At 33.7% G+C, this 15,214-nt stretch carries 12 protein-coding genes; 8 read left to right on the forward strand and 4 right to left on the reverse strand.

The window, feature by feature from the left end; genetic code table 11:
• The first annotated feature begins 103 nt into the window (after positions 1-103).
• Positions 104-1,141, forward strand: coding sequence for a UDP-glucose 4-epimerase GalE (gene galE / locus KFE94_03180; protein UTW67134.1), 1,038 nt, complete (start codon positions 104-106; stop codon positions 1,139-1,141).
• Positions 1,142-1,147: 6 nt separating this feature from the next.
• Here the strand turns inward: galE and KFE94_03185 are convergent, their stop codons facing one another.
• Positions 1,148-1,621 (reverse strand): 23S rRNA (pseudouridine(1915)-N(3))-methyltransferase RlmH, encoded by a 474-nt coding sequence (locus KFE94_03185; protein ID UTW67135.1) that lies wholly within the window; start codon positions 1,619-1,621, stop codon positions 1,148-1,150.
• A gap of 136 nt (positions 1,622-1,757) precedes the next feature.
• Here KFE94_03185 and KFE94_03190 point away from each other — a divergent pair, with 136 nt between their 5' ends.
• The 3 genes from KFE94_03190 to KFE94_03200 are packed head-to-tail and all read left to right on the forward strand — an operon-like array spanning position 1,758 to position 3,954.
• Complete coding sequence (locus tag KFE94_03190) at positions 1,758-2,144, forward strand: DUF4783 domain-containing protein (GenBank protein ID UTW67136.1); 387 nt, start codon at positions 1,758-1,760, stop codon at positions 2,142-2,144.
• 14 nt (positions 2,145-2,158) lie between these two features.
• On the forward strand, positions 2,159-2,995 hold the full coding sequence (gene nadC, locus KFE94_03195) for a carboxylating nicotinate-nucleotide diphosphorylase (GenBank protein ID UTW67137.1): 837 nt from the start codon (positions 2,159-2,161) through the stop codon (positions 2,993-2,995).
• A 5-nt stretch (positions 2,996-3,000) separates the two neighbouring features.
• Positions 3,001-3,954, forward strand: a complete 954-nt coding sequence (locus KFE94_03200; protein UTW67138.1) for a YihY/virulence factor BrkB family protein — start codon at positions 3,001-3,003, stop codon at positions 3,952-3,954.
• A gap of 1 nt (position 3,955) precedes the next feature.
• On the opposite strand, the gene KFE94_03205 is transcribed toward KFE94_03200, so the two are convergent.
• Positions 3,956-7,450 (reverse strand): gliding motility-associated C-terminal domain-containing protein, encoded by a 3,495-nt coding sequence (locus tag KFE94_03205; GenBank protein UTW67139.1) that lies wholly within the window; start codon positions 7,448-7,450, stop codon positions 3,956-3,958.
• Positions 7,451-7,588: 138 nt separating this feature from the next.
• Here KFE94_03205 and KFE94_03210 point away from each other — a divergent pair, with 138 nt between their 5' ends.
• From KFE94_03210 to KFE94_03220, 3 genes are read left to right on the forward strand one after another with little or no spacing between them, the layout of a single operon-like run.
• Positions 7,589-8,530 (forward strand): glycosyltransferase family 2 protein, encoded by a 942-nt coding sequence (locus tag KFE94_03210; GenBank protein ID UTW67140.1) that lies wholly within the window; start codon positions 7,589-7,591, stop codon positions 8,528-8,530.
• The gene (locus KFE94_03215) at positions 8,527-9,549 is read left to right on the forward strand and encodes a polysaccharide pyruvyl transferase family protein (protein UTW67141.1); all 1,023 of its coding nucleotides are present in this window, start codon (positions 8,527-8,529) and stop codon (positions 9,547-9,549) included. Before KFE94_03210 ends, KFE94_03215 begins: the two co-directional genes overlap by 4 nt.
• Positions 9,550-9,554: 5 nt before the next feature.
• Positions 9,555-10,184, forward strand: coding sequence for a CatB-related O-acetyltransferase (locus tag KFE94_03220; protein UTW67142.1), 630 nt, complete (start codon positions 9,555-9,557; stop codon positions 10,182-10,184).
• On the opposite strand, the gene KFE94_03225 is transcribed toward KFE94_03220, so the two are convergent.
• Positions 10,177-11,052: a hypothetical protein gene (locus tag KFE94_03225; protein UTW67143.1), complete on the reverse strand. Its 876-nt coding sequence runs from the start codon at positions 11,050-11,052 to the stop codon at positions 10,177-10,179. The two genes, KFE94_03220 and KFE94_03225, sit on opposite strands and share 8 nt — an antisense overlap.
• Before the next feature lie 70 nt (positions 11,053-11,122).
• Between KFE94_03225 and KFE94_03230 the strand changes: the two genes are divergently transcribed.
• Entirely contained in the window at positions 11,123-12,658 is a 1,536-nt protein-coding gene (locus KFE94_03230; protein UTW67144.1) for a polysaccharide biosynthesis C-terminal domain-containing protein, read from the forward strand.
• Here KFE94_03230 and KFE94_03235 read toward each other — a convergent pair.
• Entirely contained in the window at positions 12,655-15,201 is a 2,547-nt protein-coding gene (locus tag KFE94_03235) for a YfhO family protein (GenBank protein UTW67145.1), read from the reverse strand. The two genes, KFE94_03230 and KFE94_03235, sit on opposite strands and share 4 nt — an antisense overlap.
• Positions 15,202-15,214: the final 13 nt, after the last annotated feature.

A 15,214-nucleotide genomic window follows, 5' to 3' on the forward strand; every position in this document is an offset into this window, starting at 1 on the left:
TTTAATGCAAAAAACTAAATGAATAAAACATATTGTTTTCAAGACATGTAATATTCATTGGAAAACATCATTTATTTACTTTCGTGGGTAATAATTAATTTTTATGCCTAAAATACTTGTTACAGGTGGAGCTGGATATATTGGTAGTCACACAATTATAGAACTACTCAACTCTGGATATGATATTTTATCTGTGGATAATTATAGCAACTCATCAGAGTCTACCTACAATCGAATAAAAGACATTACAAGAACAGAAATTCTTTTTGAGCAATTGGACTTATCGAATCAATTAGATACTGATGTTTTTTTTGAAAAACACACAGACATTGATGGTATTATTCATTTTGCTGCATTAAAGTCCGTTCCGGACTCAGTAGAAAGACCTATTGAGTATTATAGAAATAACAATGATAGTTTGCTTAATGTTTTAGAGCAAGTTCAAAAGCACTCCATTAAGGCTACGATTTTTTCTTCTTCGTGTTCAGTTTATGGAAATCTCAGATCGGATCAACTACCTGTAGTTGAAACTACAAGTTGGAATGAAGCCGAATGCCCGTACGCAAACACTAAACAAATGGGGGAAGATTTTATTCGAAACTTTTCTAAAATCTGTAAGCAAAACTTCATTGCACTTCGCTATTTTAACCCTGTCGGTGCGCACATTAGTGGATTAAACGGTGAAATGCCTTCAAAAGTTGTAAACAACCTAGCTCCAATAATCACTCAAGCTGCCGCTGGATTAAGAGACCAGCTAACGGTTTTTGGAGACGATTACAATACCAGAGATGGCTCCTGTATTCGTGATTATATCCATGTAAGCGATATTGCCAAAGCGCATGTTAAGGCTATAGATTTGGCACTGTCAAATCGTATGGAAAATAATTTTGACGTCATTAATCTCGGATCGGGGAATGGTATAACGGTATTCGAGGCTATTCAAGCTTTTGAAAATACCACAGGGATTAAAGTACCATATCAAATAGGGTCCAGAAGACCAGGCGATGTTGAAGCCATTTTTAGTGATTGTACCAAAGCTGAAAGTACATTGAATTGGAAATGTCAATATGATATTAATGACATGATGAAATCTGCCTGGAAATGGCAACAATATCTTATTCAGCAAAACTTAATAGCCTAACTCATACTATGAGTGATGGTATGGTTCTCCTTTGATTATAGTATAGCTTCTATATACCTGCTCTAAGATAAAAACGCGTATCAACTGATGGGGAAAGGTTAATTTCGATATTGCCAATTTCCCGTTAGCTCTAGCATATAATTCTTCACTAAATCCATAAGCTCCACCAACCACAAAAACAAGATTTTTAAGTCCTGAGTTCATTTTCTTCTTGAAGAAAGAGCTCAGCTGCACAGAAGTCATTTCTTTACCTTTCTCATCAAACAAGATTAATTCATCATCATTATTTAACTTACTTAAAATTGATTTACCTTCAATCTTTTTCAGTTCATCAGCGGAAACTTTACCTCTATTTTTGTAATCCGGTAATTCCACCCAATCTACCTGAATATATCTTCGTAACCTTTTTCGGTACTCATCCATCAATATCGTTAACTCTCTGGACTGCGTTTTACCTACTACAATAATGGTTATTCTCATTTTTTCAAAGTCTAAAGACGACCAAAACTAATTTAACCAAAATTACTGGCATAGTTTTAGCTTAATGAGTTATCGTAAAAAAATTGTTGAACTAATCATCAAATCACTTAATTTTGGCTGTGATATTTTCTTCTATATGAAAAAAATAAAATATACTCTAACTTTTGGCTTACTGTTTGTCTTCCTTTGTTCCTTTACTGGAATAACTGAAGATGTGGCTGCAGCGCTTAAAAGTGGGAATGCTTTTAAACTTTCAAAGTTTTTTCAGGAAAAAGTGGATTTAACCATTTTGGATGAAAGTGATCTCATCAGTAAACTTGAAGCTGAACAGAAGCTTTATGCCTTTTTCCGTGAAAACCAACCTTCAAACTTTGAAATTCTGCACCAGGGTGAATCTAAATCCGGTTTAGAATATACCATTGGAAAACTGGTTACCGATAATGGTAATTATCGTGTTTCTTTCTACATAAAAAAAACATCTAATTCTGAATTTATTCAACAGATAATAATAGATACAGAATAATCCTCGATACATTTATGAATGAAATTGAATTTCTAAAATCTGCACTTCAAGAAGATGTTGCAGAAGGTGATCATTCTTCTTTGTCTACAATTCCCTCTTCAGCAAAAGGCAAAGCGCATCTTTTAGTCAAAGAAGCAGGAATTATTTCGGGTATTGATGTTGCAAAAAAAGTTTTTGATCTCGTTGATCCTGATATTCAACTTGAAATTTTCATTAGAGACGGTGATCAGGTCTCTTCTGGAGATATCGTATTTATTGCAAGTGGTTCATCTCAAAACTTATTAAAAGCAGAGCGTTTAATGCTGAACCTGATGCAGCGCATGAGTGGAATCGCAACCACGACTCATAAATATGTGCAACTTACAGCGGGCACTAAAGCTAAAGTGTTGGATACAAGAAAAACAACACCTAATCTAAGAGCATTTGAAAAACAGGCTGTAGTTCACGGAGGTGGAACAAATCATAGATTTGGGCTATATGATATGATTATGATTAAGGATAATCATATTGATTTTGCTGGCGGAATTGCAGAAGCACTGACCAAAGCACATAATTACATCAAGAAAAATAAACTCGAACTTAAAATCGAGATAGAAGCTCGAGATTTGGATGAAGTTCGACAAGTTCTGGACTGCGGACTTGGAGACCGTATTATGCTGGATAATTTCAACTATGAAGATACTAGAATTGCTGTTGAATTAATCAATGGCCAATATGAAACTGAATCTTCCGGTGGAATCACTCTTGACACTATTGCAAATTATGCCAAATGCGGTGTAGATTACGTATCTGTTGGTGCACTCACCCACTCAGTTAAAAGTTTAGACCTTAGCTTCAAAGCAATTAATTAACAGTTATGTTTTTTAAAATACTCAGTAATCTAAAAAATAAGCTTTATCAGATTACATTTATTCGGAAACTGGTATTTTTTGTCAAGCATGTTAAAATCCCATTCTTTGGTGGTCTTGAAATTTACAAGGTAGGAATATTCTTTATTCGTGGCTTAGCAGGTGGTTTTTTGACTACAAGAGCCGCTGCAATTGCATTTAATTTCTTTCTTGCAATTTTTCCATCAATAATTTTCATCTTTAGTTTAATCCCATTCATTCCTATAGATGGTTTTCAGGAAGAGCTGCAAGCAGAATTATTATTTGCCGCCCCAAAAATCATGGATACTTTCCTTGAAGATACTTTATTTGATATCATAAAAAACAAACATACCAGTCTACTTTCTTTAGGTTTTATTCTGGCCATGTATTTTGCCACAAATGGAATTAACTCATTACTCACTGCATTTGTAATGTCTTACCATACTGAAGAACATCATGCGAGATCTTGGTTCTCTCAACAAATAACAGCTATAATGCTGACGATTTTCCTAACTATATTTCTATTTATAGCAATATTCTTAACCATTTTTGGAGGGCAAATTATCCAATTTGTATTCGATACGATATTAGACTTTAGTCGATTTGACATTCTTCTCATCAATCTGGCAAGATGGATAATTATTATCGCATTTATCTATTTTTCAGTAGCCTTTATATATTTCTATGGGCCTAAGCAAAAAGTTCAGTTTTTCTCTCCGGGAGCCTCATTAGCCACGATTGCAGTAATTCTATTCACCTTGGGGTTTGCTTTCTATATCGACAACTTTGCTTCATATAACAAACTCTATGGATCCATTGGAACGGTTATGGGGATTATGCTTATGATTTACTTAAATAGTCTCGCGCTACTTATCGGGTATGAACTTAATGCCGCAATTGAACATGGGAGTACACATATTCGGTTAGAAGAGTATGAATAAATCACCTCACAATAGTAAAACTACCTTGAACCGGCTTTTCATTCTGTCCTAAAAAAAGAGTATAAAAATACACTCCTTCCGGAACATTGTATGCATCCCAAAAATTTCTATAATTGGTTGTCTGGAAAATAATCACTCCCCATCTATTAAAAATTGTCAGTTCATTAGTTTCAAACTTTCCAATATTCGGGAACTCCAAATAATCATTAATTCCATCTCCATTTGGTGTAATCACATTCACACTCACCACATCATCAGATATTCTATAATTAAATTTCACCGAATCTATACATCCATTTTCTGCCCAAACTTTATGTAATATTTCTAAATTTTGTCCTGAATAAAATGTGATATCCAGATCCTCATTCTCTGAAAGAATAGAATCATTCACATTCCAAAACCACCGCACTAAATTTCCAGGACTAATTTGAGAATCATCATAAAAAGTTAGCGGGACATATGCCATGGAAACATCCTCTGGATCCACGGTAATTCCTGCATTGGGAGCGGGTATAAAATTTAATTGAAACGTATCCACATAGATACATCCATTTGAATCGAATACTCGCAATTCATGTTGACCATAATTCACATAGATGGAATCTAAAGTATCTCCACTACCCCATTCGTAAAAATGATTATTCTGTCTATTAAAAGTTAGCAGCCCTTGCATATTTTCACAAACTTCACTCTCTCCTACAATGGTAACCTCAGGACTTGATGACGTGACTTTAAATAGAGGAGATTTTGCAGTGCAACCATCATTATTTCTAACAAAAACTGAATATACTCCAGCTCTCACTTTAATACTGGAATCTGTCTCATTTGTGGACCATAAATAGTGATCAAACCCGCTAATATTCAGTATAGCAGAATCTTCAAAACAGTAATGATTTATTCCCTGAATGACGGGATAAATCGATGGTTTAACAACAACATCAATTGTATCAGATGTAACACAATACCCCTTATCCTCAACAGTCACAGAATATATCCCTGGGTTTGTGTATGAAATCCCCGGACTAGTTTCTCCAGTATTCCAAATAAATTGCTGATAACCCAAATCAACATATAAAAAACCTCCGTTGGTATCACACATCACAGTATCTCCCAAAATCTGCACAGTATCAGGTGTATTCATTGTGATCGTGACCGTATCTGTAGTTGCAAAGCATGAGTCTAAATGTACCACGCACCAATAATCTCCCGGAGCATTTATATTCGTTGAAAAACCGATGCTTCCATTGCTCCATTGATATAAATCAAATCCGAACTCAACCGTAAGTTGCGTACTTTGTCCTGGACAGATTTCAGTAACTCCATGGACATCGACACCATTTATTAGTTCATTTACACGATGCCATTTAACAGAAGAACAACCATCTTTCCATGCCGTAACTCTTTTCCAACCATATCCTGTATATATAGTGTCGGTGATATCTCCCGTGTTCCAAAACAATGAATCCCAAACATCTCCAACCGCGACTAATCTGGCACTATCCACAGTATCACAATAAAATAAATTACCCAAAATCCCTAAACTCGGAGTATCTACACCTAAAATATTAAAACTCAATGAATCAATACACGTACTGTAAGAAACCTCTACAAAATGTAACCCTGGAATAGAATAAATGCTACTTTGCGCTGTTATTCCATTATCCCATAAATAAGAGTCAAATACACTATTTACGGAAATTACGGTACTTTCATCCCCACAAATAACCGAATCCCCGGAAACAGTCAACGTTGGATATGTTACATCCCCAATTAAAATACTATCATATGCATGGCACACCGTGCCATCTCCAGAAAATTGAGTAACTGTTATTAAATAATTTCCTGCGAGCACATTAATAGAATTAGATATATCACCCGTACTCCAAAGAATACTATCATAGATATCAGGAACAAATAGTATCACCGAATCACCATTACATGAATTTACATTGCTGGCCGCAAGATTAACATCATGATCACTAAAACTTGTAATTTCAACGCTATCGGAATTTACACATCCATCATTAAATACTGTTACAGAATAAACACCTGGTTGTGTTATATTAATTTTAAATACTGAATCTCCAGTATTCCATTGATACATATCATTATTATCAAAAACACTTAACTCCAAAGTATCTGGAAGACAAATAAATGGTTCAGATACTATATCTGAATTAGGGATATTTGCTTTTACCAAATGGCTCACTGACTTCTCGCAGTGGTTATACCCAACTGTTACTGTATAAATTCCAGGAGTAACATTTATTACACTTGATCTCCCTCCATTGCTCCATAAGTACGTTTCATATACTGAAGCGACTGATAATTGTGTTGTGTCATAACTACAAATGATCGTATCTCCTATGATATTCACCGGTTCAGGTAGACTATCTATTTGAACAACAAGTTCTATTTCATAAAAGTGACCTGGCTGACCATTATCAATTATTGTAATTGGTATCGAATGAACTCCGATATTATTAACTCCTCCAACAATTTCCAAATCTAATGAAGCTACGTTTCCTGTAATTATATTAGTTATTTTTTGCCCAATAAACGCACTGGTATCCGCATTGATATATGTTAATTGATCTGTTTCAGGCGCAAAGAAATATAACGTTTCTCTAAGCGTATCACCAATGCAAACTCCAATGGTATCTTTTAATTTATCACCTAAAACACCAGGCTTATTATTCAATGAATCACATGGATTTAGATAAATCGTTTTTCCTTCTAATGCCAACACTCCATTTAAAGAATCTTTAGACACAGAAAAAGATGTATCATTTTTATTAAAAGCTCCGATACTTGAGTATCTAGTTCCATCCCCATAATTTAGTCCTATTTGTGCTGGTGCTCCTCCAAATCCTCCGATACCTCCCGAACCATCTCCTGTAGTCCATTCCATATTATCGTAAAAGAAACCTATCGTATAGCCAAAAGGTAATAACTCAGAAGATCCATCTGTAATGATTAATTGAAAAGAATTTCCTTTTGAAGCATTTTGTTCATAATACCCTACATCCTCCCAGGAAACAATCAATGCATTGGGTAATAATTTGTAAAAAACACCACCTCTACTTCTGGTATCAACATCCGACCAATACGGAGCAATAACCTGAAAATTAGAAAAAGGCATTGCGATTGGGGTACCCGTAGAAAATGATTGATCAAACGAAATATTACCATTTGAATTGATATAAACTTCGTTTTTCACATCTCCCCACCAACAAAAGTCAAATGGTAAATTAATCAAAGCGGAACTCCCATCATCACTTGGGGGTATAGCTTGAATAAAAGATGAATCAGAAGGACCTAACGAATAGCTGGCTCGATTAGCGTTTAACCTGATACTATAGGATTCAAAAAACGACAATTTCGAAGTTCCCTTTAACTTTGCATACTCATTTTCACTAATAGATATTTGGCCCCATATCTTCGTGACAAACAACATTTGCATCAAAAAAACACCTATATGCAACAGTCTAAACATCAAAACAATATAACTCTTACTTCAATTACTGGCAAAGGTCAACACATAATAATAACTACACAATTAATTTTTCACTTAATTTGCAAGCGTGTTTTCTGATGAAAACATATATTTTGCAACTACTAATTGCAATAACACATGAGCAATACAAAAGTTTCTACTCCACAATTATCGGTGATTGTTTGCACTTATAATCGTGAAAAGTACATTTTAAGAAATCTTGAAAGTTTCATAAATCAAACTGCGGATTACTCTGAATTTGAAGTTATTATCATCAATAATAACAGTCCAGATAATACGGACCAAATATGTCGCCACTTCATAAAGAACAATCCTAAAATTCAAACGACATATGTTATTGAAAAAAATCAAGGACATACTTTCGCTAGAAATAGAGGGATAAAAGAATCTAACAGTAAAATTTTAGCCTTCATAGATGATGATGCTTTTATACGTCCAGAATACTGTGAAAACATTATAAAATTCTTCTCTCAACATCCAATGGTAGATATTATCGGAGGTAAAATTATCCCTGTTTACGAATCTGGAAAAGAACCAAATTGGATGTCTCCTTATCTTCTTACATTAATGGCTGCTCAAGATTATGGCGATCAAGTCAAAGAGTTTAATAAGAATAAATTTCCAATTGGGGCAAATATGATTTACCGATCAAGTGTTTTTGACAAGATTGGTTTATTCAACACAGAATTAGGACGAAGAGGTGATGGTTTAGAAGGAGGAGATGAAAAAGATTTGATACACAGATTTAGGCAAACAGACGGACTTATTTACTATGTTCCAAACGTTGTCGTTGACCATATAATTGGGATACATCGTGAAGACATGAAGTATATCAAAGCCATGGGTATTGGTGTTGGCACTAGTGAAAGAACCAGGTTAAAAGAATCTGGAACAAATGTTATTTTAGAAAAAATACTCATGGAAACTTTTAAATCCATGGCTACTCTTATTCTTTTAATATTTTACTTACTAACTATTAGACCATCAAAAGGATGGACTCTTGTAAAATTCAGATTCTGGGTTATTCAAGGATTAATTTTAGATAAACAAAGACAATGATTACTATTTTAACCGGAGCCAAAAAAAATATAGGGGACTATTTGATTGGTGATCGAGCAAAATCTCTTTTAAAAGAATTCGTTGACGATGATATTCTTGAACTTGATCGATTTAAAGATTTAACTCCTCATCTGGATCAGATTAATTCCTCTAGAGCATTGATACTTTGCGGAGGGCCGGCATACGATGAAGATATATATCCGGGTATTTACCCTCTGGTTAATGATTTATCCAGAATTAAAGTTCCGATTATCCCATTTGGACTAGGTTGGTCCGGAAAACCTATTTTTCAACCGAAAGCATTTACTTTTAAACCAGAAGCACTCGACTTCATACAATCTATTCACTCCAAAATTGAAAAATCAAGTTGCAGAGATATTGTCACTGAAAAGATTTTAAACAATCAAGGTATTAAAAATGTAATCATGACGGGCTGCCCTGTCTGGTATTCTTTACCTGATATCGGTAAAAAAGCAAAGAATACCACAATAAAAAAAATTGTAGTAACAACACCGGCTGGAAAGCATTTATGGAATCAATCAAATGAAGTTCTTAAATCTGTAAAAAAACAATTCCCAGAAGCAGAAATCATATATAGTTTCCACAGAGGTATTTACCCTGGTTCCGGAACACCATTAAGACAAGGTTTAAGCTATATGTTAATGTCATTTTTAGGATTCATTAATGGCGCTAAAATTGTTGATGTTTCTTACGATCTTAATAAAATTAAATTCTATGATGAATGTGACTTGCATGTAGGTTATAGAGTACACGCGCATTTATACTTTCTTAGTAAACGAATACCATCGATACTTATCAATGAAGATGGTAGAGGTCTTGGTATGACCGAATCTTTAGGACAGGAGAATTTAACTATTAATCAAGAAAATTTATTAGAAAGATTAAACTTTATTCTTTCAAATAACAAACAAAACAACTTTAAATGGTTTGATCAGGTATACAACAAAATTGATTCTCATTTTGAGGTGATGAAAGACTTTTTAAAGTCTATTAAATAACACAAATGATAGGTAATCTACTTCGAAAATATTTATTAAAACTGAAGCATCCAACCGCAAAATGTTCAAAATCGGCTGTAATTAATAATGTTGACTTTGGAGAATATACTCAGGTGACCTCAAATGCATCCCTAAGCAATACTAAACTCGGTGACTATAGTAGTGTTGGTAGAAACACAACTATCAACCATGCTGATATTGGGAAGTTTTGCAGCATTAGCTGGAATGTTACTATTGGCGCCACTTCACATCCAGATAATCATATAACTACACATGCTTTTCCATACATTAGCCAATTTGGGATGGTTAAAAAAAATAAAAAAATAAAAGTAAAAACTATCGTTGGGAATGATGTGTGGATTGGTACAAATGTAGTTATTATGCCTGGTATTAGTATTGGAAATGGAGCCATTATTGGAGCTGGCAGCATTGTAACAAAAAATGTCCCTGATTATGCTGTCGTTGTTGGTGTTCCCGCTAAAATTACTCGCTATAGATTCACATCTCAAGAAATAAATATCCTTTCAAAATTAGAATGGTGGAATTGGCCTAGAGAAAGGATTAAAAATAATATTGAATTATTCAAAATTCCAATTACGGAAAGCCTGCTAAAAAAACTAAAAGATATTAGTTAACACTTTTACGTTTAAACGCATCAATAAAAGAATTTGGTGTCAAATTAATTATTTCACACCCTATCGATTTTGCATATCCATCGATAACAAAGTAAGATTTAAATGCGTAAGTAAACTTTTGTAACACTTCATATAATTTACGATCAAATGATTTACTATTTGCATTATACATTTTCTTTTCTTGCGCTTCCTTTTCATCGTAAAAGTGTTTTTGAACCATTACTACTTGATTTTCTTCTGTCACCCTAACATATGGCATCCAAGAATGATCTGCCCCCAAAATATTTATTGTTTTATAACCCAAATTAATACCAACAACTAACGCTGGAATCAAAACATTATGTGGTCTAGGCAACCCTAATCTATTCCTCATAATCCAATTAGCTATTTTCTGATTTCCATCAATTGGCGTCATATTAACAAAATAGATTTTTATTCGTTTATTCTTCGAAAAATATCCTAAGGCATTTTTACAATTCTTAGCAGTCAATGGAGCTATAATTGATAAATTCCATTCAGTATCATAAATCAACGGATCTGCGGTTTTGTAAAACTCATCTTTCAGAAATTGATCATGTTCATGATCCCAAAACTCAATCGGAGTTAAAACCAATACCGAAGGTTTTAACTTTTTATACAAAGGAGACCTAGACAGATGATTTACACCTATTAAATCAGAGTTTAATATTAAATCATGATGTTCATCAATACTTTTAAGTAAACTTGGACCGTTACCTAAAATCAAAAGGTGTTTTCGATTACCTTTATTAGGCAAAGGTTCCCTTTTCCATCCGCCAATAGCAACTTTCATTAAGGAAAGCCCCCCCATTACCAAATCAACAATTTTTTTCTCCGTTTTTGGATTCATTTTGCACAGAATGTTATTGTTTATCCTAATAGTAGCAAATCTAATCGTTTCTAGTATCTAATGTTTACATTTGGAATCTAAATCTGGTCATCTTTTAAAATTACATTTCTTACCTATAAATATGGGAAGTATTTCCAACCAAGCATTTAAATCTTCAATTTTTTCATACTTAGGTGTTCTAATTGGATTTGTAACCATTGGATTTCTTTTACCAAGACTTTTTTCAACAGGTGAAGTTGGAGTTATTCGTCTAATTTTGAATTATTCTGAAATAGCAGCAAGAATTGCTGCTTTAGGCTCAGGAACTTTAATTCTTAGATATTTTAAATTATTCAAAAACCCAAACAATAAGAACAATGGATTTCTCACCTATATGATTCTTATTAATATAATTGGTTTTATTTTATTCTTTGTTGGATTTCAGGTAGTAGATGATTATTTAATTGATCATAACCAAAGTAGATCACCACTTTTTGCTCAATATTTCAAATGGATTCTTCCTATAACACTTTCTGTGCTAATTTTCCATTTAATGGATACATACGCCACCGCTCTTAAATTATCAGCTGTAGGAATCTTCTTTCGTGAATTTATTCAAAGAATACTAATTCTATTCCTATTGGTTGGAACTGGAATTTTTATTTTGCCTTTCTCAACTATTATTGGTTTATACATGCTAATAATTATCTCAACGCCACTTTTATTAACAGTCTATCTTCAACATAACAACCATTTAGGATTAGGGATAAACTTAAATTTTTTAAACAAAAAACTGCTATCAGAGATGGGCTCTGTGGCTAGTTTCGCTCTTTTCACTGGTATTGGAGGCACAGCCGTTGTTTTCATAGATAACATCATGATTAATGAATTAATGGGAGAAAATCAAACCGGAATCTACAGCACTCTTTTCTTTTATACCGCTTTAATTTTAATCCCAACTAAAAGTATTTCGAAAATAGCCTCATCTTATGTCGCTGATGCCTTTGTTAGTAACAAAATAAATGAAATAAAATCCATATACTATAAAAGTTGTTTAAATCAATTTATCCCGGGGCTTCTCATTTTCATATTCATCTGGACAAATTCTGATTTTATTTTCTATATACTCCCATCAGAATATCAAAATGGAAAATATGTACTTCTTATATTGGGAATTGGTAATCTTTTTAATGCTGCAACTGGAGTAAACACTCAAATAATTGCATTCTCTCCTTTTCACAAATATAACACCATATTCATCATAGGACTTTTAATAATAACCATCGTATCAAATATTGTTTTTATTCCAATATATGGTATAACAGGAGCTGCAATTGCGACTGCTATTTCACTATTCACATTTAATCTTGCGAAATTTCTACTGATATTATTAAAATATGGACTTCAACCATTTGACAAAAAATACCTTATTCTAATTTCAATAACCTTACCAATTCTTTATCTTGGAAGCTTAATCGTAATCGACAATATATTTCTTCAATCTACATTAAGAACGATTCTTGTTTTTTTGCTCTTTGTTATACCCACTTATTCGTTAAATATTTCTCCGGACTTAAATGCATTTATTATCAATCTAGTAAAAAAATATGTCCCTTTTAGTTTTTAAATTTCAGGAGTTTTGTTGCGATTTACTTTAAAACCAAAATAAATTCCACCTATCATCAATAAAATGAGGATAATTGATCCTCCCAAAGCAATTTGTTCACCAACATAATATGAATCAGGAGCAAAAATGAATTCTATTTCATGTTTACCAGCAGGCACCTCAATCGTTCTCAACAGATAGTTTGCTCTACCAATTTCTATAGGTTCTCCATCTATAGTTGCCTTCCATCCAACCGGATACCAAATCTCAGATAAAACAGCCACCTGATCCGAAGTTGAATTGGTTTGATAAACTAAGCGATCCAAATCATAATTAACTAATGAAATAGTACCATTTCCATCACCTGCGTTATGAATCACATCTTTCTGATCAGTTCTGATAACAGCGGTATTTTTCAAGTCTGTTACCCCAATAGTCATCATCTCCTCATCCGCATTATCGACCCACTTGATATTATTTACAAACCAGGCACCTCCATTCGCTTTTGGATTTCTTATCGCAGGTGAATTTGGATCATAGATTACATATTTAGTATTCAACATATTTAGGACCGGTGTACTTTCAAAAACAGGAATGATATCATTCATTGTTTTCGCATTTCTTAAGCCTCCGATAAACAATTGAATTTCTCCTGAAATGTATTGTTCAATAACTTCTTGATATTTTTTAAGTTTTGCACCATTATATCCTCCTAAAGAATGATGGAAATAAGAAGTACCTGTTTCATTAAAGGTACTTACACTAACATTCAACACACGTTTATCAGGTGCGTTATCAGCTAAAATTGACTGATCTGCTTTAGACATCTGGAACGGTTCTGTAACGTTCTTTTTCTTTTCAAAACCTTTCTTCACATCCATGTATCTCGTATTCACTCCCCACATATCTATTAAAACCAAAGCAGCAATAATATACAATGATGTTACCGGCTTGATTTTATCTTTCATATAAGCCCATATCAACCCAGTAGCCACTAGTATAAATCCAAACGTTCGAATGGCATCAGCTTTAAATATTGCCACTCTTGCCGCTTCTACATTCATCATCAACTCATCAATCTGATTTACTGGCCAACCATTTTTTTGAAGCGTATTCATATAATTATCATACTCATCCATTTTAAAGAAATCAAAAAATGTAGTTGGCATCAACCAAAACAATAGCGCTATACCTCCTGTTAAAGCAAATGATATATAAACCGCTTTTTCGTTAGTCCAGCTTAACGTTTTTCCAAAAATCACCATTGGTTTATGTAAAAGGTCTTTGTCGGAATAGATCGTTTTTAAAGCTAAAACCGCTAGCAATGGTATCGCAAACAAAGCCACTATTTCAATAGATACAACAGCTCTAAATTTGTTATACATTGGGAAATAATCAATAAAGAAATTCGTTAATGAAGGGAAGTTTTTACCCCAGGATAGCATTGTGGTCATAACGGTAGCAAAAACCAAAGCCCATTTCAACATACCATCTACTACAAATAATGCCAATACAAACAAAAACATAATAATGGCTCCTGCATACATAGGACCTCCAATAATAGGTTGATCTCCCCAATAGGCTGAAATACCATCCATAGGCTTTTTATACTGCCTATCAACTGCGTTCATACCTACTTTATGATCAGACAAACGACTAGACCCAGGTCCTTTAGCATGTGGTATTAACAATGACCATGTCTCACCAATACCTCCACTCCAGTTGGTAATGTATGATCGATCTAAACCTGAAGTCTTATCCTGATTATCGGTAATAGTTAATTCTGACTTTCCTCTGGTACTATTCGGAGTATACTCCTTCGTTGTCATCAATTGTGATGCCGATGGTAATATTCCTAAGAATACTGCTAAACCAAAAAGACCGGCCGAAACCAAATAACTTTTTACCTGTTTGCTCTTAAAGTCCTCTATAAATTCTAGCACAAAATATATAGCGATAAAAAACACAAAAAAATAATAAGTCATCTGTGGATGATTAGAAATGATCTCAAATGACATAAACAATGTGGTAACAACTATACCTAGTAGATATTTCTTTTGTCTAAGCAACAGTGCTCCTGCAAAGATTCCAGGTAAATACCCCAAAGCCATTACCTTTGCAAAGTGTCCTGCCGCAAGAATTACAAAATTATAACTTGAAAACGCATACCCAACCGAACCAAGTATTCCTATGGGATATGGAACTCTTAAAACCAACATTAAAACAAAAAATGATGCTAAACTCCAAAAGATATATAAAGCAGGTCTCTCCAACCCCAGAGTCGTGAGTGGTCTAACATATTTCGAAATCAAATTCTTGGGGTATCTCATACCAACATAATATGCCGGCATTCCACCAAACATAGAATTTGACCATAATGCTACTCTATCGGTTTCATCAAATGCTTTATTTATTTCATGCACTCCACCTTTCCACTGTTTTTGATCATGTGTGGCTAATTTTTTTCCCTGTAACTGCGGATAAAAATAGCCTAAGCTTATTGTGATAAAAAATAATAACACACCTACATATGGTAGTAACTTTTTGAAACTAAAGTTATTCATTAGATTACGATTT

This window comes from bacterium SCSIO 12643 (assembly GCA_024398135.1).
GTDB lineage: Bacteria > Bacteroidota > Bacteroidia > Flavobacteriales_G > Salibacteraceae > CAJXZP01.

Bases quoted from the DNA above. Each gene is read 5' to 3' on its own strand.
- KFE94_03185 (UTW67135.1), bottom strand. From the start codon at position 1,621: ATGAGAATAACCATTATTGTAGTAGGTAAAACGCAGTCCAGAGAGTTA.
- KFE94_03235 (UTW67145.1), bottom strand. From the start codon at position 15,201: ATGAATAACTTTAGTTTCAAAAAGTTACTACCATATGTAGGTGTGTTA.
- KFE94_03215 (UTW67141.1), top strand. From the start codon at position 8,527: ATGATTACTATTTTAACCGGAGCCAAAAAAAATATAGGGGACTATTTG.
- nadC (UTW67137.1), top strand. From the start codon at position 2,159: ATGAATGAAATTGAATTTCTAAAATCTGCACTTCAAGAAGATGTTGCA.
- KFE94_03220 (UTW67142.1), top strand. From the start codon at position 9,555: ATGATAGGTAATCTACTTCGAAAATATTTATTAAAACTGAAGCATCCA.
- galE (UTW67134.1), top strand. From the start codon at position 104: ATGCCTAAAATACTTGTTACAGGTGGAGCTGGATATATTGGTAGTCAC.
- KFE94_03205 (UTW67139.1), bottom strand. From the start codon at position 7,450: ATGTTTAGACTGTTGCATATAGGTGTTTTTTTGATGCAAATGTTGTTT.
- KFE94_03210 (UTW67140.1), top strand. From the start codon at position 7,589: ATGAGCAATACAAAAGTTTCTACTCCACAATTATCGGTGATTGTTTGC.
- KFE94_03225 (UTW67143.1), bottom strand. From the start codon at position 11,052: ATGAATCCAAAAACGGAGAAAAAAATTGTTGATTTGGTAATGGGGGGG.
- KFE94_03190 (UTW67136.1), top strand. From the start codon at position 1,758: ATGAAAAAAATAAAATATACTCTAACTTTTGGCTTACTGTTTGTCTTC.
- KFE94_03200 (UTW67138.1), top strand. From the start codon at position 3,001: ATGTTTTTTAAAATACTCAGTAATCTAAAAAATAAGCTTTATCAGATT.